Source organism: Gymnodinialimonas ceratoperidinii, from assembly GCF_019297855.1.
Taxonomy (GTDB): domain Bacteria; phylum Pseudomonadota; class Alphaproteobacteria; order Rhodobacterales; family Rhodobacteraceae; genus Gymnodinialimonas; species Gymnodinialimonas ceratoperidinii.
Genome location: NZ_CP079194.1, coordinates 1,190,346 through 1,211,515, shown reverse-complemented (window position 1 = coordinate 1,211,515; position 21,170 = coordinate 1,190,346). Strand labels below are relative to the sequence as shown.

Annotated in this window: 22 protein-coding genes; 10 read left to right on the top strand and 12 right to left on the bottom strand. The window is 63.4% G+C overall.

From position 1 onward, the window contains the following. The first annotated feature begins 18 nt into the window (after positions 1–18). The gene (gene purE, locus KYE46_RS05925) at positions 19–501 is read left to right on the top strand and encodes a 5-(carboxyamino)imidazole ribonucleotide mutase (protein WP_219004138.1); all 483 of its coding nucleotides are present in this window, start codon (positions 19–21) and stop codon (positions 499–501) included. Then, positions 494–1,558 carry a 5-(carboxyamino)imidazole ribonucleotide synthase gene (locus tag KYE46_RS05920; RefSeq protein ID WP_219004136.1) on the top strand — a complete coding sequence of 355 codons (1,065 nt, stop codon included), beginning with the start codon at positions 494–496 and terminating at the stop codon, positions 1,556–1,558. Before purE ends, KYE46_RS05920 begins: the two co-directional genes overlap by 8 nt. Positions 1,559–1,683: 125 nt before the next feature. Here KYE46_RS05920 and KYE46_RS05915 read toward each other — a convergent pair whose 3' ends face one another. Next, entirely contained in the window at positions 1,684–2,409 is a 726-nt protein-coding gene (locus KYE46_RS05915) for an esterase/lipase family protein (RefSeq protein WP_219004135.1), read from the bottom strand. A 105-nt stretch (positions 2,410–2,514) separates the two neighbouring features. Between KYE46_RS05915 and KYE46_RS05910 the strand changes: the two genes are divergently transcribed. Beyond that, complete coding sequence (locus KYE46_RS05910) at positions 2,515–2,940, top strand: NUDIX domain-containing protein (RefSeq protein WP_247716929.1); 426 nt, start codon at positions 2,515–2,517, stop codon at positions 2,938–2,940. Here KYE46_RS05910 and KYE46_RS05905 read toward each other — a convergent pair. From KYE46_RS05905 to groES, 4 genes are all read right to left on the bottom strand, one after another. After that, positions 2,910–3,779 (bottom strand): DMT family transporter, encoded by an 870-nt coding sequence (locus tag KYE46_RS05905; protein ID WP_219004133.1) that lies wholly within the window; start codon positions 3,777–3,779, stop codon positions 2,910–2,912. The genes KYE46_RS05910 and KYE46_RS05905 overlap by 31 nt on opposite strands. Position 3,780: 1 nt before the next feature. Continuing rightward, complete coding sequence (locus KYE46_RS05900) at positions 3,781–4,923, bottom strand: alpha-D-ribose 1-methylphosphonate 5-triphosphate diphosphatase (protein WP_219004132.1); 1,143 nt, start codon at positions 4,921–4,923, stop codon at positions 3,781–3,783. 119 nt (positions 4,924–5,042) lie between these two features. Next, positions 5,043–6,683: a chaperonin GroEL gene (groL, locus tag KYE46_RS05895; protein ID WP_219004131.1), complete on the bottom strand. Its 1,641-nt coding sequence runs from the start codon at positions 6,681–6,683 to the stop codon at positions 5,043–5,045. 66 nt (positions 6,684–6,749) lie between these two features. Further along, the gene (groES, locus tag KYE46_RS05890; protein WP_219004130.1) at positions 6,750–7,037 is read right to left on the bottom strand and encodes a co-chaperone GroES; all 288 of its coding nucleotides are present in this window, start codon (positions 7,035–7,037) and stop codon (positions 6,750–6,752) included. 190 nt (positions 7,038–7,227) lie between these two features. Here groES and KYE46_RS05885 point away from each other — a divergent pair, with 190 nt between their 5' ends. The 6 genes from KYE46_RS05885 to KYE46_RS05860 all read left to right on the top strand — a co-directional run bounded on the left by KYE46_RS05885 (position 7,228) and on the right by KYE46_RS05860 (position 13,222). After that, positions 7,228–9,156: a methyl-accepting chemotaxis protein gene (locus tag KYE46_RS05885; protein ID WP_219004128.1), complete on the top strand. Its 1,929-nt coding sequence runs from the start codon at positions 7,228–7,230 to the stop codon at positions 9,154–9,156. A 135-nt stretch (positions 9,157–9,291) separates the two neighbouring features. Beyond that, positions 9,292–10,215, top strand: a complete 924-nt coding sequence (locus tag KYE46_RS05880) for a manganese-dependent inorganic pyrophosphatase (protein ID WP_219004126.1) — start codon at positions 9,292–9,294, stop codon at positions 10,213–10,215. Between the two features lie 154 nt (positions 10,216–10,369). Continuing rightward, positions 10,370–11,242, top strand: coding sequence for a TIGR01459 family HAD-type hydrolase (locus tag KYE46_RS05875; protein WP_219004124.1), 873 nt, complete (start codon positions 10,370–10,372; stop codon positions 11,240–11,242). A 109-nt stretch (positions 11,243–11,351) separates the two neighbouring features. Continuing rightward, entirely contained in the window at positions 11,352–11,795 is a 444-nt protein-coding gene (locus KYE46_RS05870; RefSeq protein WP_219005029.1) for a MaoC family dehydratase, read from the top strand. Between the two features lie 60 nt (positions 11,796–11,855). Beyond that, the gene (locus tag KYE46_RS05865) at positions 11,856–12,779 is read left to right on the top strand and encodes a bifunctional riboflavin kinase/FAD synthetase (RefSeq protein WP_219004123.1); all 924 of its coding nucleotides are present in this window, start codon (positions 11,856–11,858) and stop codon (positions 12,777–12,779) included. Further along, positions 12,776–13,222 carry a YcgN family cysteine cluster protein gene (locus KYE46_RS05860; RefSeq protein WP_219004122.1) on the top strand — a complete coding sequence of 149 codons (447 nt, stop codon included), beginning with the start codon at positions 12,776–12,778 and terminating at the stop codon, positions 13,220–13,222. Before KYE46_RS05865 ends, KYE46_RS05860 begins: the two co-directional genes overlap by 4 nt. A 20-nt stretch (positions 13,223–13,242) precedes the next feature. Here the strand turns inward: KYE46_RS05860 and scpA are convergent, their stop codons facing one another. Together scpA and KYE46_RS05850 are read right to left on the bottom strand one after the other, a co-directional pair. Then, a complete protein-coding gene (gene scpA / locus KYE46_RS05855; protein WP_219004121.1) occupies positions 13,243–15,372 on the bottom strand; it encodes a methylmalonyl-CoA mutase in 2,130 nt (709 codons plus the stop codon). Next, positions 15,344–16,198: a hypothetical protein gene (locus tag KYE46_RS05850; RefSeq protein WP_219004120.1), complete on the bottom strand. Its 855-nt coding sequence runs from the start codon at positions 16,196–16,198 to the stop codon at positions 15,344–15,346. Before KYE46_RS05850 ends, scpA begins: the two co-directional genes overlap by 29 nt. 205 nt (positions 16,199–16,403) lie before the next feature. On the opposite strand from KYE46_RS05850, the gene KYE46_RS05845 reads away from it, so the two are divergent. Then, entirely contained in the window at positions 16,404–16,856 is a 453-nt protein-coding gene (locus KYE46_RS05845) for a DUF4174 domain-containing protein (protein ID WP_247716928.1), read from the top strand. 48 nt (positions 16,857–16,904) lie between these two features. Here the strand turns inward: KYE46_RS05845 and KYE46_RS05840 are convergent, their stop codons facing one another. From KYE46_RS05840 to KYE46_RS05820, 5 genes are all read right to left on the bottom strand, one after another. Beyond that, positions 16,905–18,947, bottom strand: coding sequence for an acetyl-CoA carboxylase biotin carboxylase subunit (locus KYE46_RS05840; RefSeq protein ID WP_219004119.1), 2,043 nt, complete (start codon positions 18,945–18,947; stop codon positions 16,905–16,907). 156 nt (positions 18,948–19,103) lie between these two features. Further along, on the bottom strand, positions 19,104–19,310 hold the full coding sequence (locus KYE46_RS05835) for a YMGG-like glycine zipper-containing protein (RefSeq protein ID WP_219004118.1): 207 nt from the start codon (positions 19,308–19,310) through the stop codon (positions 19,104–19,106). A 364-nt stretch (positions 19,311–19,674) separates the two neighbouring features. Next, positions 19,675–20,049 carry a hypothetical protein gene (locus KYE46_RS05830; protein WP_219004117.1) on the bottom strand — a complete coding sequence of 125 codons (375 nt, stop codon included), beginning with the start codon at positions 20,047–20,049 and terminating at the stop codon, positions 19,675–19,677. 373 nt (positions 20,050–20,422) lie between these two features. Next, complete coding sequence (locus KYE46_RS05825; RefSeq protein WP_219004116.1) at positions 20,423–20,854, bottom strand: DUF6497 family protein; 432 nt, start codon at positions 20,852–20,854, stop codon at positions 20,423–20,425. A 22-nt stretch (positions 20,855–20,876) separates the two neighbouring features. After that, entirely contained in the window at positions 20,877–21,140 is a 264-nt protein-coding gene (locus KYE46_RS05820; RefSeq protein WP_219004115.1) for a DUF7218 family protein, read from the bottom strand. Positions 21,141–21,170 lie beyond the last annotated feature (30 nt).

The window sequence follows — 21,170 nt, the reverse complement described above, 5'->3', positions numbered from 1 at the left end:
GCGAATGGCGGAGAGATTATGGTTCAGGTCGCGATCATCATGGGGTCTCAATCGGACTGGCCCACAATGCGGGAAGCCGCCGATATTCTCGACGCGCTCGGCGTGGCTTACGAGGCGCGGATCGTCTCGGCCCATCGCACCCCCGACAGGCTCTGGGACTTCGGCAAGGGCGCGGCGGACGCGGGCCTCAAGGCGATCATCGCAGGCGCCGGCGGGGCCGCGCATCTGCCGGGCATGGTTGCCTCCAAGACCCGCGTGCCGGTGATCGGGGTACCGGTGCAGACAAAAGCCCTTTCCGGCGTCGACAGCCTCTACTCCATCGTCCAGATGCCCAAGGGCTACCCCGTGGCGACCATGGCAATCGGCGCGGCCGGGGCCGCGAACGCGGGCCTCATGGCTGCCGCGATCCTCGCCAATGGCGACCCCGCCCTGGCCGCCCGCCTCGACCAGTGGCGCGCCGATCTCAGCGCGTCGATCCCCGAGGTGCCCTCCGATGACTGATCCCCTCCCCTCCGGCAGCACCATCGGCATTCTTGGCGGTGGCCAACTCGGACGCATGCTCGCCATGGCGGCGGCGAACCTCGGCTACAAGACCCATATCTTCGAGCCCGGCAGCGCGCCGGCCGCCGAGGTCGCCACGGCCTGGACGCAAGCCCCCTACGACGACCTCGACGCGCTGCGCACCTTCGCGCAAGCCTGCGATGTCATCACCTTCGAGTTCGAGAACATCCCCGCCGAGGCCCTCGATGTCATCGCCGCGACGACCCCGCTCTTCCCCGACCGTCGGGCGCTCGAAACCAGCCAGGATCGCCTGATCGAAAAAGCCTTCCTGCGCGATCTCGGCCTGAAGACCGCCCCCTATGCGCCGGTGAGCGACGATATCCACGAGGTGTTGGAGACTACCGGCACCCCCGCGATCCTGAAGACCCGCCGCTTTGGCTATGATGGCAAGGGACAGGCGCGCGTAATGGCGCCCGAGGACGCCGAGACGGCGCTGGCCTCCCTCGAAGGCGCCCCCGCCATCGCCGAAGGCTTCGTGGCTTTCTCGAAAGAGATCAGCGTCATCGCCGCGCGCGGCCAGGACGGCGCGGTCGCCGCCTTCGATCCCGGAGAGAACCTGCACAAGGACGGCATTCTCGACACGACCACGGTCCCCGCTGCCGTTCCGTCATCCCTGAACATCGACGCCGTCCTGATCGCCTCGAAAATCCTCAACGCGCTGGATTACGTGGGCGTGATCGGCGTCGAGCTCTTCGTCACCCCCCAAGGTCTGATCGTGAACGAGATCGCGCCGCGGGTGCACAACTCCGGCCATTGGACACAGGCAGGCTGCGCCGTGGATCAGTTCGAACAGCACATCCGCGCCGTGACGGGCTGGCCGCTCGGCGATGGCAGTCGCCATGCAAACGTCACCATGGAGAACCTCATCGGTGAAGATGTCACCCGCGCCGCATCACTGGCGGCCGAGAAAGGGGTGCAGATACACCTCTACGGGAAAGCGGAGACCCGCGCGGGTCGCAAGATGGGCCACATCAACCAGGTCACCGGTCCCGCCTGAGGCAGTACGACGGCTCCTCCTTCATCTTGGCAAATACAACTCAATCCCGCGCTCTCGCACGCCACCTGCATCGGCGGCCAAGGCGCGGGTTTTGCTGCTGTGATTGGTACGCCAGGCACCAAACCTTATTCGATCAACTCACCAATGGCCTCGATCACGCTCAGGTCATGATCAAAGGCACCCGTTTCCAGAAACGCCTCGACCTGTGCGATGACGAGCGGGCTGTTCATCATGAAGGTGTGGGTCACCGGCAGTACGATATGATCCGCCATGCCCGCGACCTCCGTGCGATCCACACCCACCTTGCCATCGTCCGGCCCGGGAATGAGCGCGGAATAGATCGGGTTCAGCGTGCGGTTACCCGCGATCACGCCAAGCTCGAAGTCCACCTCGCCCAGGCGGTTCACCAAGGTCTCGGGATCGGTGCCAAGCTGCTGACCCGCCGGGCCGTTGAGCCACTCGAACGGCTCCAGCGGCCCCAGTACATCCACCAGTTCGGTGCCTCCGTTGGGCGGCGCCAACATCACAACCCGCCCCAGATGCGGCATCGGATGCTCACCCAACCAGTAGCGGGCCAGAATGCCGCCCATGGAGTGGGTCACGAAATGCACGCGCTGCGTGCCACATCGGGCGAGCGCCGGGGGGATGACCGTCTCGGCAAGCTCCGCAATCGCTGAACGGGTGGAGGGATAGCTTCGGTTCTCGACCTGGTAGCCTTCCGCCTCCAGCCGTTCCTCCAGCACGTAGAGCGAGGTTTCACTCCGCGCCAGACCGTGGAGCAACACGACGCAATCGGCCTGCGCCGGAGCGGTGACCGTCAGGCCCAGAAGAATGCCAATTGCCCATCTCATTCTCCCTAGATAGGCCATCCCGACCCTCCCGACGAGAGGTCTTGCCCTCTGCGCGCCGTCACGTAAGGTTTATCCATGTCAAGAACCTCCTCCCGCCCCATTCGCATGGCTGTGCGCGGCATCCTGATGATCGATGATCGTCTGCTCTTGGTTAATGCCTGGCCCGAGGGGAAGTCCGACCTGATGTGCGTGCCCGGTGGCGGCGCGGATGCCCATAGCTCCTTGGAAGACAACCTGAAACGCGAGTTTCACGAGGAAACCGGGCTGGAGATCGCCGTCGGCGCGCCCTGTCTGGTAAATGAATTCCACGACCGGAAGCGCAACTTTCACCAGGTCGACATCTATTTCCGCGTCACGCTGGTGTCAGGCGACCTGTCGCAGGACTGGAAAGATCCCGAAGGCATCGTGACCCACCGCCGCCTTGTCGCGCGCGAGGAGATGGCCCATGTCCGTGTCAAACCAGACAGCCTCGAGCGGATCGCCTGGGAGGGCGGCGTCCATTACGACGCTCTCGAGCCTGCCATCCTCTGAAACACGCCAAGACCGTAGGCGATGCCGCCGAGGGTCAGCGCCCCCGCCCCGATCATGCGCCAGGTGATCAACTCATCGAGCAGCACGACACCCGCGACCATGGCAATGATCGGTACGGTCAGTTGCAACAGCGCCGAAACGGTCCCGCCGAGGCGCGGCAATACCGAGTACCAAAGCGCATAGCCAAGGCCCGAAGTGATCGCACCGGCCACAACGGCCAGAATGATGCCCCAGGTCGATGCCTCGATGCCGTCGATTTGCGCTGGCCGCATCATCGACAGCAACAGAAGCGGCGGCACGGACCAGATGAAATTCGCTCCGGTCTCGGCCATGGGATCGGTCGAGGTGCGCCCCGCGAGGCTGTAGATCCCCCACCCCACCGCGGCCAGCAACATGGCGATTACGGCAATCACCGGCAGCGCCGCGGCCCCCGAGGGCCAGCTGAGCCACGCGAGGCCGGCAAGAGCCAGTGCCGCGCCGATCCACCGGCGCGCGGGCGGGCGCTCTCCGCCCAACACCGTGCCCGCGAACATCGTCACCTGCACGCCGCCGAACAGGATCAACGCGCCGAGGCCCGCGTCCATCTGCACATAAGCCATTGAGAAACCGACGAGATAAAGCGTCAGGCTTCCGGCGCCTACAAACCGCGCGGGCTTGAACAACGGCAGGCTGCGGCGCCGCGCCAAGACCAGAACCGCGAGGGTGACGGCGCCCGCAACGGCGCGGATGACAGCGAAAACCAGGGCGTCGATCTCGCCGCTGCCCACGGCCAACCGGTTCAGGATCGAGTTCGAGGCGAAGGCAACAAGGACCACGCAGACCAAAAGCAAAAAACGCACGTCAGCCCACCATCCTTGCTGCAAGTTCACCCGATAAATGCGTGACGCGTCCGTGACACAGCACGCCCTCGATGCGGCGCGTCTGAGCGTGCATCAGCACAAGATCAGCCCGCAGCCCCGGCGACAAGTGCCCCCGGTCGTCCCACCCCATGACCCGCGCCGGGCCCGAGGAAACCAACCCCCACGCCTGCTGTAGCGGAAGCCCGTCCTGCCACAGCTTCAAGGCCGCGCGGTGCAGCGAAGGGTAATGGTAATCCGAGACAAGCGCATCCACCCAATCCTTGGCGATCAGGTCCGCAGCCGCGATCTTCTTGTCGTGAGAGCCGCCGCGCACCACGTTCGGCGCCCCCATGATGATCGGCTCTCCCGCCGCGCGGGCCGTCTCAGCGGCCTTGAGCGTCTCGGGGAACTCGCAAATATCTGCGCCCAAGGCCCGGAAGCGCGCGCGATCTTCGGACGTCCGGTCATCGTGGCTGCCAAGCCGCACGCCCTTCGCTGTGAGGTCCGAGGTCAGCTCGGCCAGCGCCGCTATTGCGCGGGGCATGGATTTGTGGAGGTCCTGCAACATCGCCAGATGAGCCTCCGGCGAGCGGCCCGATTTCAGCGCCTGCCCCGTAAGGCGCGGTGGCCGTTTCCCGGCAGCAAGCGCGCGGTGCGGCAGGTGATCATTGAGCACGACGTAGCGGATGCGCGCCGCGTCGATCAGGGCAGACGCCCGGTCGAACAGGTCCGACACGGCGACTTCCAGACGAAGCTGGATGTGCAGATCGGTGCCAGCGTCATGGTCGGCCACGGCACGTATCAGAGTCTCGGCAGAATCCGGCCCCCGCATCCCCCCTTCCCACGAAAAGAATTGCGCCAGCATCGCGGTGGTGATGCCGTTGGCCGCCAATTCCGCCTCGACAGCCCGCAACCCTTGGGTCGGCTCCGACTGCGCGCCCCGCCGCGGCGCCATGTGATGCTCGAACCCATCGCCGTGCAGGTCGATGATACCGGGCAGGATCAGATAGCCGTCCGCGTTGATCCGGCGCCCGCAGGAGCGCCCGATGAACCCTTCGGATATCGACAAGTCACCCGCCATCAGCCCGTCCGGGGTCAGGATCTGTGCATCCGAGAACGTGAGGGAGAGAGGCGCGTTGTGCATGGTCGATTTCTGTCAGGCGCATCGGCAAAAGGAAAGACCGTGCCGCCAGACATGACAAAGGCCCCACGAGGGGGCCTTTGCACTGCCGTATTGGCAATTCTCGCTCAGCGAAGGCTGGCTTACATCATGCCGCCCATGCCGCCCATGTCGGGCATCGCGGGGGCGCCGGCGCCGCCGTCCTTGGACGGCTTGTCGGCAACCATGGCTTCCGTGGTGATCAGCAGGCCAGCGACAGAAGCCGCGTCCTGCAGAGCCGTGCGGACAACCTTGGCCGGGTCGATCACGCCGAACTTGAACATGTCGCCATATTCCTCGGTCTGCGCGTTGAAGCCGAAGGACTTGTCGTCCGACTCGCGGATCTTGCCAGCAACCACAGAGCCGTCGACGCCGGAGTTCTCGGCGATCTGGCGCAGCGGTGCTTCCAGGGCACGGCGCACGATGGAGATACCGGCGTTCTGGTCAGCGTTCGCGCCTTCCAGACCTGCCAGTGCCTTGCCACCCTGAACCAGAGCAACACCACCACCCACAACGATGCCCTCTTGGACAGCGGCGCGCGTTGCGTTCAGGGCGTCGTCGACGCGGTCCTTACGCTCTTTCACTTCGATTTCGGACATGCCGCCAACCTTGATCACGGCAACACCGCCGGCCAGCTTGGCCACGCGCTCTTGCAGCTTCTCACGGTCGTAATCGGAGGTGGATTCCTCGATCTGCTGACGGATCTGGGCGACGCGCGCTTCGATCTCCGCCTTGGAGCCGTTGCCGTCGATGATCGTGGTCTCGTCCTTGGTGATGGTCAGACGCTTGGCGGTGCCGAGCATGTCCATCGTCACGGACTCGAGCTTCATGCCGAGATCTTCCGCGATGACCTGACCACCGGTGAGGATCGCGATGTCCTGCAGCATGGCCTTGCGACGATCACCGAAGCCCGGCGCCTTGACGGCCGCGATTTTCAGGCCGCCACGCAGCTTGTTGACGACGAGCGTGGCCAGGGCCTCGCCTTCGACGTCTTCTGCGATGATCAGGAGCGGCTTGCCGGACTGGATGACAGTCTCGAGCAGCGGAACCATGGGCTGGAGCGAAGAAAGCTTCTTCTCGTGCAGCAGGATCAGGCAGTCTTCCAGCTCGGCGACCATCTTGTCGGGGTTGGTCACGAAGTAGGGCGACAGGTAGCCGCGGTCGAACTGCATGCCTTCGACAACTTCGGTCTCGGTCTCGAGGCCCTTGTTCTCTTCCACAGTGATGACGCCGTCGTTGCCGACTTTCTGCATCGCGTCCGCGATCTGGCGGCCGATCTCGGTCTCGCCGTTGGCGGAGATGGTGCCGACCTGAGCGACTTCATCGGAGTCTGCAACTTCACGTGCGGACGCCTTGATGTCCTCGATAACCTTGGACACGGCCATGTCGATGCCGCGCTTGAGATCCATGGGGTTCATGCCGGCAGCAACCGACTTCATGCCCTCTTTCACGATGGCCTGGGCCAGAACCGTGGCGGTCGTGGTGCCGTCACCGGCTTCGTCGTTGGTGCGCGAAGCGACTTCCTTCACCATCTGTGCGCCCATGTTCTCGAACTTGTCTTCCAGCTCGATTTCCTTGGCGACAGAAACACCGTCCTTCGTGATGCGCGGGGCGCCGAAGGATTTATCGATAACCACGTTGCGGCCTTTGGGGCCGAGCGTGACTTTGACCGCATCGGCGAGGGTGTTCACACCCTTCAGCATGCGATTGCGGGCGTCGGTATCAAAACGGACGTCTTTTGCCATGTTGGCGTCTCCTTAAAATTCGATGTTGTTTTCGGGGATCGGAGGCTTGCGACGGTCGCAAGCGTCTCAGGTGATGATGCCCAAGATGTCCGATTCCTTCATCATCAGAAGCTCTTCGCCGTCGAGCGTCACTTCCGTGCCGGACCATTTGCCGAACAGGATGCGGTCGCCGGTCTTGACGGTCATTTCGATCAGCTCGCCAGAGTCCTTGCGCGCGCCGTCGCCGCAGGCAACGACTTCACCCTCAGAGGGCTTTTCTTTCGCGCTTTCGGGGATGATCAGACCGCCAGCGGTCTTTTCCTCGGATTCAACACGGCGAACCAACACGCGGTCTTGCAGCGGTTTCAATGCCATTTTTGGCCTCTCCTCTATCCGGTTAGGGACTGTGTCTCTGATTTACTGTCACTCACATCGGGTGAGTGCCAACGACGTTCAGATATGCAGCGCGTTGCGGCCTGTCAAGAAGGAGTCACGGTAACGGATGATTCAGGTTTTGCCCCTAACACTGACGGGAAAGCAGCGCGCGAATCTCCCGGAGGTGCCGATGAAATATCTCAGCCAGATGAGCCTGAGTATCAAGTTGATCGCTGCCTTGGGGGCCGTGATCGCGACCTTCTGCGTAGCCGTTGCCGTCATCGGTCACGGCGAGATCCGGCGTACCTTCGATAAAGGGGCCTCGCTCGACACTTGGCTCGGCGCCCGCATGGTGGCGCGCGAAGCGGCGGAAGCATATGACGGCGTCAGCTACACGATGGATGAGAATGGGCAGATCGAGCAATTTGTCTGGTCTGACATGCCTAGCGGCTTACCGAATTCCTTGGCGCAACGAGCCGTCGACCTGCTCGGCGTCAGTGCCACGATCCTGACCGTCGACCCCTCGGCGCAAAATTTCGGCACCCTCGCCGGCGCCACGGCAACCGCAGAAGTCGCGGAAATGACAAACGACAGCCCCGCGGCCTTCGAGGCGGTGCTTGCGGGACAAACCTACACCGGCAACATGCTCGCGGCGGGGCTCGGGTATCGCGTCCTCTACCTGCCGATCTTCAGCGAAACGGGATCGGTCATTGGCGCCATTGCCACCGCCGTGCCCACGGATGCATTCAGCGACCACATGCAATCGGTCTTCATAAACGGACTCCTGCTCATCTTCGGCACCCTCGGCGGTTTCATGACGATCGCCTACCTGATTGTCCGCCGTATGCTCGACCCGTTTTCCACGATGACGCGGAGCATTGTCGCCTTGTCGGAGGGGGAACTTGATCAAAAGTTCGCTTTTGCGGACCGCGATGACGAAGTAGGGCGCATGGCGAGAGGTTTGTCGGTCCTGCAATCTTCGATGGTCGAGATTGAAAACCTCAGAAAGTCGGAGGCTGATCGGCTCGAACGAGAGCATGAGAAGCAGCGCGACCAAGCCTTCGTGGTCGATGCGCTGACCGAGGGGCTCGCGCGCCTCGGCAATCTGGATCTGACCAAACAGATCGAAAGCCAGCCTGACGCCCCCTTCCCGGCCGAGTATGAGGGGCTTCGAACCACATTCAACATGCTGGTCGACAACCTTTCCGACAATGTGGAGGCCATCCGTGACGTCGCCGATGAGGTGAACCAGGACGCCCGTGAAATGTCGAGTTCGTCGCAAGACCTCTCCGCGCGGACGGAAAGCCAGGCGGCCACGCTGGAAGAATCCGCCTCGGCGCTCGAACAACTCAGCGAAAGCGTCCAATCCACGGCCGCCAACGCCACCGATGCGGAGGCCACCACGGATGAAAACCGGACCGTGGCCAAGCGTACCGGCGAAATCGTCGAAAACGCCATCTCTGCCATGGCGGAAATCGAAGCTTCTTCGCAGCAAATCACTCAGATCATCTCGGTGATCGACGACATTGCGTTCCAGACCAACCTCCTCGCCCTCAATGCCGGCGTCGAAGCTGCGCGGGCGGGGGAAGCAGGCCGCGGCTTTGCCGTGGTCGCCTCTGAAGTACGCGCCTTGGCGCAACACTCCTCGGCCTCCGCGCAGGAAATCAAGGACCTCATCGCCTCGTCAAGCGAGCAGGTGCAAAGTGGCAGTAAGCTGGTCCGCAAAGCCGGCGACTCCATCGGAGACATCATCATACGCGTCGACAAGGTGGCCGGTCTGGTCTCCGACATCGCCGTCTCGGCGAAAGAGCAATCGATCGGCGTCACGGAAATCAATTCGGGCGTCCGAGAGCTGGACGCCGCCACGCAACGAAACGCGGCAATGGCAGAGGAAGCCTCTGCCGCGAGCGAAAGCCTCACCAACGCGGCTGACCGTCTTGCGTCTCACCTCGCCCGGTTTCGGATGAATGGTGCGGTCCCCACGGCACTCCCCCCATCTGACACGAGCCACGCGCCAGACGCCTACGACGACGTCGCCGCCTATGTGCCGAGCGCGAGCGTCTCAGCCGCGGCTCTTCCGCTGGACGCGCCTCCGGCGGACGTCTTCAAGGATTTCTAGCATCTGCGTGGAGATCGCGATTGCTCGGACACACCAAACGACAGCATTTATCAATTGCATTGCCATCGGCGTGACAACGCCAAGGCTCGCGGCTAGAAGGGCGGCAAATTCAGCACATCATGCAAGGTTTGCCCCATGACCACATTGGTATTTGGCCACAAGTCCCCCGACACCGATTCCACCGGCTCGCCCCTTATCTGGGCATGGTACCTGTCTGAAATCAAAGGTGTGGCCGCCGAAGCTGTCCTTCTGGGCGAGCCCAATACCGAAGCCGCCTTCGTGCTGGAACGCTGGAACCTTGAGAAGCCGCGCATCATCGAAACGGTCGAGCCGGGCCAGCCGGTGGTGATTGTCGACACCAACAACCCCGCCGAACTGCCCGCGACGATCAACGATGCGGACATTCAAGGCATCATCGACCACCATAAGCTGGTCGGCGGTCTGGAGACCAAAGGTCCGATTGAAATCCGGATCGAACCGCTCGCCTGCACCGCGACGCTGATGCACAAGATGATTGGCGACGACCTGAAAAACGCGCCGGATAACATCAAGGGCGCGATGCTCAGCTGCATCCTCTCCGACACCCTCGAATTCCGCTCCCCCACCACCACGTCCGAGGATCGTTCCGTGGCCGAAGCCTTGGCCGCCGAGCTTGGCGTGGACATCAGCGCCTACGCCGCAGAGATGTTCGCCGCGAAATCCGACGTGTCTAGCTTCTCCGAAGCAGAGCTGCTGCGCATGGACAGCAAGACCTATGAGGTTGGCGGCAAGTCCTTCCGCGTCTCCGTCCTTGAAACAACCTCGCCAGCGACGGTTCTGGCCCGCAAGGAAAGCTTGATGGAAGCGATGCCTGTCGTGGCCACCGAAGACGGCGCCGATCAGGTTTTGCTGTTCGTGATCGACATCCTCAATGAAGAGGCAACGCTGCTCGTCCCGAATGACCTCGTGCGCACCGTGGCAGAGAAAAGCTTCGCCACCGTGGCGGGTGACGGAGATCTGGTTGTGCTGCCCGGTATCGTGAGCCGGAAGAAGCAGATCATCCCCAACCTTTCGCTCTGACTGATCGGCGCAAGGCGGGTCGCGCCTGCCTTGCGTTAACCACCCTCCCCCGGGAGTGCGCGCCTCCCGCTCAACCCCAAGCTCAAACTGATGAGGTCTGGCCGCTGGCGTAGGCTTGCCCTACATCATTCTTGAAGCAAGCACCGGAGCGCCCATGACCCGCATCATCGACACCCTCTCCGACATCTCGGACAATTACGACGCCGTATTCTGCGATCTCTGGGGTTGCTTGCACGACGGCATCACCCCGTTCGACTCTGCCGTCGAAGCCTTGCGCAGCTTCAAGGCCGGCGGTGGCACGGTCCTCTTGCTTACGAATTCCCCCCGCACCCGCGCCAGCGTTGCCAAGCAGTTGGACCGCATCGGCGTGCCGCGCGATTGTTGGGATGTGATTGCCACGTCCGGCGACAGCGCCCGCGCCGCGATGCTACGGGGCGCCGTGGGTACAAAAGTCTGGCACATCGGCCAGTCGCAGGACGAATCCTTCTTTGCACCAATGGAAATGGTCGATGACGCGGTCGACATCGCGCGCGTGCCTCTGAAAGAGGCGGAAGGCATCGTTTGCACCGGCCCCTTCGACCCTCACGCGGATCCCGCGGACCTGCGCCCGCAGTTTCTTCTCGCCAAATCTCGCGGACTGAAATTGCTCTGCGCCAACCCCGATATCGTGGTGGATCGCGGTGATGAGCGGATCTGGTGCGCCGGCGCCTTGGCGCAGCTTTACACGGAGATGGGCGGAGAGAGCCTCTATTTCGGCAAACCCCATCCGCCGATCTACGATCTGGCGCGTCGGCGTCTGGTCCAGATCGGGAAACCCGCCTCGGACGATCGCATTCTGGCCATCGGTGACGGGATCAACACCGATGTGTCCGGCGGCACCGGAGAGAACATCGATACACTGTTCATTACAGGTGGACTCGCGCGGGGCGAGACCGGGACCGAGCACCAACCGAACGAAACGAAACTCGCGTCATTCCTGACCAGCGCGCAGCTGGAGCCGACGTTTGCCATCGGAATGTTGCGCTAGTCACCGCGAAATTTAATTGCGGGCATCGCCATTTTTGATGCCTAATCTTTCTTTCTGCATTGCAGAATGGCTTGCGTGAGCGTATAGAAGCGTCATGGAGGGACGCGCTATGCTCGACAACATCGCAACGGGAACGATCGTCATCGAAGATCTGGAGGTCGGCATGGCTCGCTCTCTGCAAAAGATCATCACCGATCAGGACATCGAGATGTTTGCAGAGGTGTCGACTGACCGGAACCCGGTGCATCTGGACGACCAATATGCGCAGGACACGATCTTTGAAGGTCGCATCGCCCACGGAATGCTGACCGCCGGGCTGATTTCTGCAGTCATCGGTGAACAGCTTCCCGGCCACGGCACGGTCTACCTCGGCCAATCCCTCAAGTTCATGGCGCCCGTCCGGCCCGGCGATATGGTGGAAGCCAGGGTCGAGGTCCTGTCGATCGACTATGCCCGGCGCCGCGTGCAGTTGAAGACCGAGGCGCGGGTGGGCGAAACGGTCGTCCTGAAGGGTGAGGCGACGGTATTGGCGCCTTCCGGAAAGTTCGACTGACGGGCCGCGACGCCGCTGTTCACCTTGCAACGGTCCGACGCTCTGGACTAATTGCACTCCATGAAAATTCTACGTGATCACCAATATGCCGCGCCGGCCGACAAAGGCGCATCGGTCGCCATTGGCAACTTTGACGGGGTTCATCGCGGGCACCAGCACGTCTTGAACCTCGCCAAACGGCTCGACGCGCCTCTGGGCGTCGTCACCTTTGAACCGCACCCCCGGCAGGTCTTCGCGCCGGATGCGCCGCCGTTTCGTCTGATGAACGCGGAGGCACGGGCCAATCGATTGCGCAAACTTGGCGTTAATCTACTGGCTGAATTGCCCTTTGACACGCGCCTGAAGAGCTTGTCCGACGTCGAATTCGTGCGGGATGTGCTGGTCGCGAGCCTGGGGATCAGCCACGCGGTCGTCGGGGCGGACTTCCGCTTTGGCAAGGACCGGACCGGAAGCGCCGACACCCTGAAGCAGATGGGGGCCGAATACGGCTTCGACGTGACCATCGCCGATCTGCTGGAGGGCGAGACTGGCGCGGTTTCTTCCACGGCGATCCGCACGGCATTGACCGAAGGGCGCCCCGCCGACGCCGCGGCGATGCTCGGGCATTGGCACCGGATCGAGGGGCCCGTTCTGCACGGTGAAAAGCGCGGCCGAGAGCTTGGCTACCCGACCGCGAACATGGGTCTGGACGGGCTGCACGTGCCGAAACCGGGCGTTTACGCCGTGACCGTCGACGTGCGCGATGGCCCCCATGCGGGCAGCTACGGCGCCGTTGCGAACCTCGGGTTCCGTCCGATGTTCGAGCTGGAGCAACCGAACCTCGAGACCTATCTATTTGATTTTGCGGGCGATCTATATGGCGCTCACCTATCTGTCGGCCTCGTGGCCTACCTGCGCGGCGAGATGAAGTTCGACAGTTTGCAAGACCTGATCGCCCAGATGGATATGGACAGCCTCGCCGCACGCGCGGCGCTGCGCGGATGAGGGACAGGTTCTGGGAACGCATTCCGCCGACGAAGATGACGTCGGAAGAATGGGAGGCGCTGTGCGACGGCTGCGGCAAATGCTGCCTCAACAAGCTGGAAGACGAGGATACGCAGGAGGTCGCCCTCACGCGCGTGGCCTGCCGGTTGCTTGACGATCAGACCTGCCTCTGCGGGCAATATGAGATCCGCAAGACGCTTGTGCCCGAATGTATCCAACTGACGCCCGACACGATGAAGGACGTGGCCTATTTCATGCCCGAGACCTGCGCCTATCGCCTGCTGCATGAGGGCAAGCCATTGAAATCATGGCATCCTCTCATCTCGGGCGACCCTGATACGGTTCACGAAGCCGGCGTCTCCGTGCGGGGCATCACCGTGCCGGAGTTCGAAGTCGACGAGGAAGATTGGGACGACTACATCATCGACGAACCGGGGACCTGAGCCCCCGGCCTCCCGGCCCGTCAGCCCCGCGCCTCACCGATCAGCCGCAGGATATCCTTTGCCGCCGACGGGATATGCGTGCCCGGCCCGAAGATCGCGGCGACGCCGGCCTGTTTGAGGAAGTCATAATCCTGCTGCGGGATCACGCCACCGCAGATCACGATGATCTCCCCCGCCCCTTCCGCCTTCAGCGCCTCGATCAATTTCGGCGCCAGCGTCTTGTGGCCTGCGGCTTGTGACGAAATGCCGATCACGTGCACGTCGTTGTCGATGGCATCCTGCGCGGCTTCTTCCGGGGTCTGGAACAGGGGGCCCACGTCAACGTCGAAACCGATGTCGGCGAAGGCCGTGGCGATGACCTTGGCGCCGCGATCGTGGCCGTCCTGGCCCATCTTCACCACCAGCATCCGGGGGCGGCGGCCCTCCAACTCGGCGAATTTCTCCACGTCCTGCTGGATCGCGGCGAAATCCTCGTCGCCCTCGTAGGCGGAGCCGTAGACGCCCGCGAGGGTCTTCACCTCGGCGCGGTGGCGGCCGAATTCGTCTTCCATGGCCATGCTGATCTCTCCTACCGTGGCGCGGGCGCGGGCGGCTTCGACCGCCGCGGCCAGCAGGTTGCCGCCTTCGCGGGCGGTGCGCGTCAGTTCCGCGAGCGCACCCTTGCAGGCCTCCTCGTCGCGGGTGGCGCGGATCTTCTCGAGCCGGGCGATCTGCGCCTCGCGCACCGCGTCGTTGTCGATGTCGCGAATGTCGATCGGGTCCTCGGCCTCCTTGCGGTACTTGTTGACGCCGACGATGACCTCCTCACCCCGGTCGATCATTGCCTGACGGCGCGCGGCGGATTCCTCGATTCGGAGCTTCGGCAGGCCCGAGCCCACGGCCTTTGTCATGCCACCCATCTCCTCCACCTCGTCCATCAGCGCGGTGGCCTTCTCGATCAGGTCGGCGGTCAGCGCCTCCACGTAATAGGAGCCTGCCAGCGGATCGACGACATTGGTGACGCCGGTTTCCTCCTGCAAGATCAACTGCGTATTGCGCGCGATGCGGGAGGAGAAGTCGGTGGGCAGCGCGATCGCCTCGTCGAAGGAGTTCGTGTGCAGCGACTGGGTGCCGCCGAGCACGGCGCTCATCGCCTCGTAGGCGGTGCGGATGACGTTGTTGTAGGGGTCCTGCTCCTGCAGGGAGACGCCCGAGGTCTGGCAATGGGTGCGCAGCATCTTCGAGCGGTCGGACTTGGCGCCCATCTCGGTCATCACCTTGTGCCACATGGTGCGTGCGGCGCGCAGCTTGGCGGCCTCCATGAAGAAGTTCATGCCGATGGCGAAGAAGAACGACAGGCGGCCGGCGAACTTGTCGACGTCCATCCCCGCCTCCATCGCCGCGCGCACGTATTCGCGGCCGTCGGCGATGGTATAGGCCAGCTCCTGCACAAGGTTCGCGCCCGCCTCCTGCATGTGGTAGCCGGAGATCGAGATGGAGTTGAATTTCGGCATGTTGTCAGAGGTATAGCCGATGATGTCCGAGATGATCCGCATCGAGGGTTCGGGCGGATAGATGTAGGTGTTGCGGACCATGAACTCCTTGAGGATGTCGTTCTGGATCGTGCCGGAGAGGAGCGCCTTGTCGTGGCCCTGCTCCTCACCCGCAACGATGAAACTGGCCAGCACCGGGATCACCGCGCCGTTCATCGTCATGGAGACGGAGATCTTATCGAGCGGGATGCCATCGAAAAGAATTTTCATGTCTTCGACCGAGTCGATGGCCACGCCCGCCTTGCCCACGTCCCCCACGACGCGGGGATGATCGCTGTCGTAGCCGCGATGGGTGGCAAGGTCGAAGGCGACCGAGACCCCCTGCTGCCCCGCATCCAGCGCCTTGCGGTAGAAGGCGTTGCTTTCCTCGGCGGTAGAGAAGCCCGCGTATTGCCGGATCGTCCAGGGGCGGCCCGCATACATCGTGGCCTTCACACCGCGCGTGAACGGGGCTTCGCCGGGCAGGGCCTCCATATGGGCGAGCCCCTCCGTGTCCGCAGCGGTGTAGAGCGGCTTGACGTCAATCCCCTCCAGCGTGTGCCAGGTGAGATCCTCCAGATCGCGGCCGCGCAGCTCTTTCTCGGCCAGCTTACGCCAATTGTCGGTCTTCTCCGTCATCGGGGTATCCTCTTCCATATGCTGTCGGCGCTTCGGTCTCTGCCAAAGGCGCGTCAAAGTAGTCGGCAAAGCCCCCTGCCCCGGTCGAAAGCCAGGCGAGGTCTTCTTGATATTGGGCGTCCAGCGCCTCTGCCTCGTAGGGGGCGAAGGGCATGAACTGCCCGTCGGGCCAATGAAATTCAGCCGGGTCGATGCCGCAGGTTTCCATCAGGTCATGCAGCACTTCGGTGGTCGGGCGGCGATTTTCGAGGGCGGCGGTCGAAGGCGGGGTCTTGATGCCCGTCAATTCCTCAACCAGCCGGTCTGGCGCGTCGGCAGAGACCTCGTACCGCCAGACCGCGATCCGGGCGCGGGGCAGGACGCGGGCCAGTTCCTCGACAATATGGCGCCAGCGGCGCGGTTGGGTCACCAAATGTTCGCGCAATTCGGTATGGGGCAGCGGCCCGCCGCGCATCAGGCGAAACGCCATGGCAGAGGTCCACCAATCGGCATAGTCCCGGACGCAGAGTGCGACGGTCACGTTGTGCCGCTCAAAGCCATGGGCATAAGCCGCGACGCGGCGTCCAGCGTCGGTGTAGAGCCGCGTATGTTCGAGCGCCGCACGCAGCGAGCCCAACATGTTCTCGTCGCTGACCACCAGATGCGTCGCCCCGGCCTTGCGCACGGCATCCGCGCGCATGGCACACCGCCCGGAAAAGCGGCGCTCCTGCCACGCCATAACGCCTTCGACGTTCCCGATGGCGCCCCTGAACAGCCCGCCACGGGTGATCTTCGGACCCCAGTAGATCACGCCGGCGTCCGACAGCAGGCCACGATGCTCGGCCATGTGATGTTGCAGTGCCGTCGTGGCGGTTCGATGGGCACCAACGTGGAGGATGACATGCATCGGCGGGACCTTTCGCAGAGGGGGCAGGACTGACCCACCTCTCTTCGGTCCGGGCGATGAACATTCCGTCAACACCCCGATCCAAATAGCGAAAACCTTAGCATTGCGCGTCAGGCCGATTATATCTGTCAGGACAGGAGAACCGATGACAGTGTACCGAACCCTATTGATTGCCCTGATGTGCCTTTTGCCTTTCGGGGCAAACGCGCAAGACACCGTTGATCCGCAAGACGCCATTGATCCATTGGAGCCGCGCTCGACCGAGGGGCTGACGCTGGATGATTTCCTCTGGATCGCGCGTCCGATCATCGTCTTCGCGGACACGCCAGCAGACCCGCGGTTCATCGAACAGTTGGAGCTTCTGGCCGAGCGCCCCGATGCGCTGCTGGAGCGTGACGTCGTGATCCTGTACGACACGGACCCCGCCGCGCGATCCGAAATCCGCACGGCGCTGAGGCCTCGGGGGTTTTCCATTGTCGTGTTGGCCAAGGACGGAACCGTCGGCCTGCGCAGGCCCGCGCTGCGAGACGTGCGCGAAATCGTCCGGGCGATCGACAACTTCCAGCTCCGACAGGAAGAGCTGCGCCAAGGCAGGTAAACCGCCCCGGCACCGTCCGTCATATGAGCGCCCGAACGCGTCATCGATCTATTCGAACTCCATGATCACTTCGTCCACCGCAAGGCTGTCGCCAGCGCCCGCGTTGATCTTGGAGACGACGCCCTTGCGTTCGGCGCGCAGGATGTTCTCCATCTTCATCGCCTCGACGGTGCAAAGCGCCTGACCTTCCTGCACCTCCTGCCCTTCCTCCACGTCGACCTTCACGACCAGTCCGGGCATCGGGCAAAGCAGCAGCTTCGAGGTATCGGGCGCGATCTTCTCGGGCATGAGAGCCGCCAGATCGGCATGCCGCGGCGTGCGCACGAAGACCTGCAGATCGGCGCCACGTGTGCGCAGGCGGAAGCCGCCGGGGCGTTTGCCGACCTTCAGCACCAGCGGCGCGTCATTAACCGTAAGGCGGGCCAGCTGATCGCCCGGCGTCCAGTCCGAGGCCACGCGGATCTCTTTCCCGTTGATGGCAACGGTCGAACCGTCGTGGTCGGCCTTGATCGAGGCCTCGAAGGACTGATCTTGAAGCGAGACGACCCACTCCGCGCCCACCCGACGCTCGTGGTTGTCCATGCGCCCCGACACGCGGGTGCGGCGGATTTCGGCGACGCGGTGCATGGCGGCGGCAGCCGCGGCAACGCGGACCAGTTCGGCTTCCGGCAGGCTCACGCCCTCGAACCCCTCGGGGTATTCCTCGGCGATGAAGGCGGTTGTGATGTCGCCCGAGGCAAACTTCGGATGGTCCATCACGGCAGAGAGGAACGGCAGGTTGTGACCGATGCCCTCCAGCTCGAAGCTGTCGAGCGCCACGCGCATCGCTTCGATCGAGCCCGCGCGGTCCGGTGCCCAGGTGCAGAGCTTGGCGATCATCGGATCGTAGAACATCGAGATCTCGCCACCCTCGTAAACCCCGGTATCGTTGCGCACGGCGGTCGGGCCGCTCTCGGCGTCGCCTTGCCATTTGCCGGTGTCGAGAAGCGGGCCAGCAGCGACCTCGGCCGGCGGGCGATAGCGGGTCAGGCGACCGATGGAGGGCAGAAAATTGCGATACGGATCTTCGGCGTAGAGCCGCGATTCCATCGCCCACCCGGTGAGCGTCACATCCTTCTGCGCCATGGAGAGCTTTTCTCCTGCGGCGACGCGGATCATCTGCTCCACCAGGTCGACGCCGGTGATCAGCTCCGTCACCGGATGCTCGACCTGCAGGCGGGTGTTCATCTCGAGGAAATAGAAATTCCGGTCCCCGTCGACGATGAATTCCACGGTGCCGGCGCTGGTATAGCCGACGGCTTGGGCCAGACTGACGGCCTGCTCACCCATCGCCTTGCGCGTCGCCTCGTCGAGGAAGGGCGAGGGTGCCTCTTCAATCACCTTCTGGTTGCGGCGCTGGATCGAGCATTCGCGCTCACCGAGGTAAATCGCGTTGCCGTGCTTGTCGGCGAGAACCTGGATCTCGATATGACGCGGTTGCGTGACGAACTTCTCGATGAACATGCGGTCATCGCCGAAGGAGCTTGCGGCCTCGTTCTTCGAGGCCTGAAACCCCTCGGCCACCTCGTCTTCCGACCATGCGATGCGCATCCCCTTGCCGCCGCCCCCGGCGCTGGCCTTGAGCATTACCGGATAGCCGATCTCGCCCGAGATCCTGATCGCTTCCGCCGCGTCTTCGATCAGCCCCATATGCCCCGGCACCGTCGAGACGCCCGCGTCCTGCGCGATCTTCTTGGAGGTGATCTTGTCGCCCATCTGCTCGATCGCGGTCGCGGGCGGGCCGACGAACGCCACGCCCTCGGCCTCCAAGGCCTCGGCGAACTTCATGTTTTCACTGAGGAACCCGTAGCCGGGATGAACCGCATCGGCGCCGGTGTCGCGGATCGCCTGCATGATCTTCTCAATCACGATGTAGCTCTCGTTCGCGGGCGGCGGCCCGATGTGCACGGCCTCATCGGCCATCTTCACATGCAGCGCATTGCGATCGGCGTCCGAGTAGACGGCGACAGTGGGGATGCCCATGCGCTTGGCCGTCTTGATGACGCGGCACGCAATTTCTCCGCGGTTGGCGATCAGGAGCTTCTTGAACATGGGGTTTATCCTTCCCTGCGGATGGTGGCGGCCTGCGGAACGAGAGCCTGCGAAACGGGTGTGTTGCGTGGGGTTGAAACGCGAAAAACCACCGGGGCGCGGCGGCCCGGGTGGTCAAGCGTGGTGGACTGCGCGCGGGTCAGACCCGCGCGAAAATCAGCGGCAGATGTTGGTGACTTCGTCGCAGACGGCGCCGACAGCGGCACCGGCAAGCAGGCCGGTCGCGACGCTACCGCCAACGGCCGCGGCCGTGACGCCGCCCGCAACGGCGCCGACACCGGCGCGTTCGAGGTCGGACATGTAGCAACCGGACACGGCAAGTGTCGCGGCGAAGAGGGCGGTAATGGTGAACTTGGTGCGCATTTTGATGCGTCTCCTGTCGATATGCTCAATGGCGAGAAGTCTCGCGCGGGCAGGATAACAGGTTGTGCCGTGCCTGCGTAAGACCCGAGTTCCCCCAATTCATTTTCGGCGGAAAGAGGCTCCGCAATCGTCCACGAGAGCCCCCTTCTCTCGCGCAAAAAAAGAGGCGGTCGCGCCGATTGAACGACCGACCGCCTTATAGGGGAAGGGTAACACGTCTTGTAAGCGTCGGCCGGGTACAAGTTACTGGGGACATAGGCCGACACGAGCACCATGCCTGCTTTCGCCCCGTGCGAAAGCGGCTGCGTGGCACGGCCTGCACTCTGCGCGGCGGACCGCTCAATTTCGTTTGGCGCGGGCAGGATCATGCCGATCCGTTGTCCCAGACACCGGTGCCGTCAAAGGCCTCGGGGAAAGACGCACGCGCGCGGTCGACGTCGATCTTCAACAGCGCCTCGTAGCTTTCGGGATCGAAGGGGTCTTCCGCGGGCACAACCTCGCGTCCGAAGAGCCAACTCAGGCGCCCGGCGTCCAGATTGCCGCGCTCGAAAGGCTCCTCACCGAAGTAGAGCCAGAGCGCCTCCATGAAACCGGCGTCCGCGCGGCGGTCTGGCGGGCGACGGTCGGCGTAACGCTCCCGCGCGATCAGCTTCGTCGCACCCGCCTTGTTGTCGCGACGGATGACGAATTGGTACTCGCTCGACGGAAGCCGACCGGGAAAACCGCGATGTTTCAGCATGGGGAGACCCCCTTGATGTGGAGGGGGATATACCGGACGCGGCCGAAGCCCCGTCCGGTTAGAGGGGAGGTCCTGCTCGGGCGCTCTGGGGGATTGCGCCGTGGGACTTGCCATTGCGGCTTGGACGGTGTCTGCAATCCCGCCTGAGCCGATTTCTTCTTCTTATTGCCTCGCGGTGTGACCGGGCCTATTGACCTGAAGCCCGTAGACCCGGGCACGATCCGAGGTACAGCTGCGTTGTTGCAGCTGAGGATCACGTTACAGCGCAAGGGCTTCCCTCCACAGAGTTTTCCACAAAATAGCTCGGCCTGTGACTCGAATGCATCACTGCGAGGTCTACATGAATGTCGCATCGCAAGATGTTGTTGTCGCATTACAAAAGCTCCCACATGCAGGTCGCGTTCTCTTCTGAATAGGCTTCGATGGATTGGGTTATCCCCGGCGCAGGCTCACCGCGCGCGAAGGGCTCTTCCATGATCTGTACGATGATGCGCGTCGGGCGCGGCTCTTTCTCGAGAGCGGGCAGCCCCCAGGTCTCACAGGCCCAGTCGTGATCGCCAAGATCGGCCCGCGTCTGGTTGCTGTCGAGGTCGGGATCGGTGACGCGCACCACGACCCATGCCTCGTTCGATGGTTGCACTTCATAAACCACGTCGCAGAGGCGCAGCGCATTGCCCGAGGGGGCTTGCAGCACCTCGTCCGTGGTGCAGAACGCCTCGGCCGCGCCCTCGCCACCGCGGAGCGCGTAGAAGGCCGCGCCCGCTGCGGCGGCCAGAACTGCGAGAATGAGGACAGAGCGGCGCATCACGCCGCCCCGCCGTGTCGCATCAGTTGTTGCGCAGCGCCTCGATCAGCTCGTCCTTCGACATGTCCGAGCGTCCCTCCACGTCCAGCTCTTGTGCGCGGTCGTAGAGCTCGTCCTTCGTCCACTCCTCGTAAGGCGACGCCTTGCCGCCCTTCTTCGAGGGGTTCTGGCTGTCGGAGGCCTGCGCATTCGCGATCCGCGCGGCTTTCTCCTTCGATGCGCCGTCGTCGCGCAGGGCTTCGTAGGTGTCGTCGTCCTTCACGGACGGTCCATGATCCTTGGTCATCGTCATCTCCTTTACGGAAGAAAAACGAGA

What these genes read in the sequence shown, in the direction of transcription:
- purE (WP_219004138.1), top strand. Translation starts at nt 19, where the DNA reads ATGGTTCAGGTCGCGATCATCATGGGGTCTCAATCGGACTGGCCCACA.
- KYE46_RS05920 (WP_219004136.1), top strand. Translation starts at nt 494, where the DNA reads ATGACTGATCCCCTCCCCTCCGGCAGCACCATCGGCATTCTTGGCGGT.
- KYE46_RS05915 (WP_219004135.1), bottom strand. Translation starts at nt 2,409, where the DNA reads ATGAGATGGGCAATTGGCATTCTTCTGGGCCTGACGGTCACCGCTCCG.
- KYE46_RS05910 (WP_247716929.1), top strand. Translation starts at nt 2,515, where the DNA reads ATGGCTGTGCGCGGCATCCTGATGATCGATGATCGTCTGCTCTTGGTT.
- KYE46_RS05900 (WP_219004132.1), bottom strand. Translation starts at nt 4,923, where the DNA reads ATGCACAACGCGCCTCTCTCCCTCACGTTCTCGGATGCACAGATCCTG.
- groL (WP_219004131.1), bottom strand. Translation starts at nt 6,683, where the DNA reads ATGGCAAAAGACGTCCGTTTTGATACCGACGCCCGCAATCGCATGCTG.
- groES (WP_219004130.1), bottom strand. Translation starts at nt 7,037, where the DNA reads ATGGCATTGAAACCGCTGCAAGACCGCGTGTTGGTTCGCCGTGTTGAA.
- KYE46_RS05885 (WP_219004128.1), top strand. Translation starts at nt 7,228, where the DNA reads ATGAAATATCTCAGCCAGATGAGCCTGAGTATCAAGTTGATCGCTGCC.
- KYE46_RS05880 (WP_219004126.1), top strand. Translation starts at nt 9,292, where the DNA reads ATGACCACATTGGTATTTGGCCACAAGTCCCCCGACACCGATTCCACC.
- KYE46_RS05875 (WP_219004124.1), top strand. Translation starts at nt 10,370, where the DNA reads ATGACCCGCATCATCGACACCCTCTCCGACATCTCGGACAATTACGAC.
- KYE46_RS05870 (WP_219005029.1), top strand. Translation starts at nt 11,352, where the DNA reads ATGCTCGACAACATCGCAACGGGAACGATCGTCATCGAAGATCTGGAG.
- KYE46_RS05865 (WP_219004123.1), top strand. Translation starts at nt 11,856, where the DNA reads ATGAAAATTCTACGTGATCACCAATATGCCGCGCCGGCCGACAAAGGC.
- KYE46_RS05860 (WP_219004122.1), top strand. Translation starts at nt 12,776, where the DNA reads ATGAGGGACAGGTTCTGGGAACGCATTCCGCCGACGAAGATGACGTCG.
- scpA (WP_219004121.1), bottom strand. Translation starts at nt 15,372, where the DNA reads ATGACGGAGAAGACCGACAATTGGCGTAAGCTGGCCGAGAAAGAGCTG.
- KYE46_RS05850 (WP_219004120.1), bottom strand. Translation starts at nt 16,198, where the DNA reads ATGGCCGAGCATCGTGGCCTGCTGTCGGACGCCGGCGTGATCTACTGG.
- KYE46_RS05845 (WP_247716928.1), top strand. Translation starts at nt 16,404, where the DNA reads ATGACAGTGTACCGAACCCTATTGATTGCCCTGATGTGCCTTTTGCCT.
- KYE46_RS05840 (WP_219004119.1), bottom strand. Translation starts at nt 18,947, where the DNA reads ATGTTCAAGAAGCTCCTGATCGCCAACCGCGGAGAAATTGCGTGCCGC.
- KYE46_RS05835 (WP_219004118.1), bottom strand. Translation starts at nt 19,310, where the DNA reads ATGCGCACCAAGTTCACCATTACCGCCCTCTTCGCCGCGACACTTGCC.
- KYE46_RS05830 (WP_219004117.1), bottom strand. Translation starts at nt 20,049, where the DNA reads ATGCTGAAACATCGCGGTTTTCCCGGTCGGCTTCCGTCGAGCGAGTAC.
- KYE46_RS05825 (WP_219004116.1), bottom strand. Translation starts at nt 20,854, where the DNA reads ATGCGCCGCTCTGTCCTCATTCTCGCAGTTCTGGCCGCCGCAGCGGGC.
- KYE46_RS05820 (WP_219004115.1), bottom strand. Translation starts at nt 21,140, where the DNA reads ATGACCAAGGATCATGGACCGTCCGTGAAGGACGACGACACCTACGAA.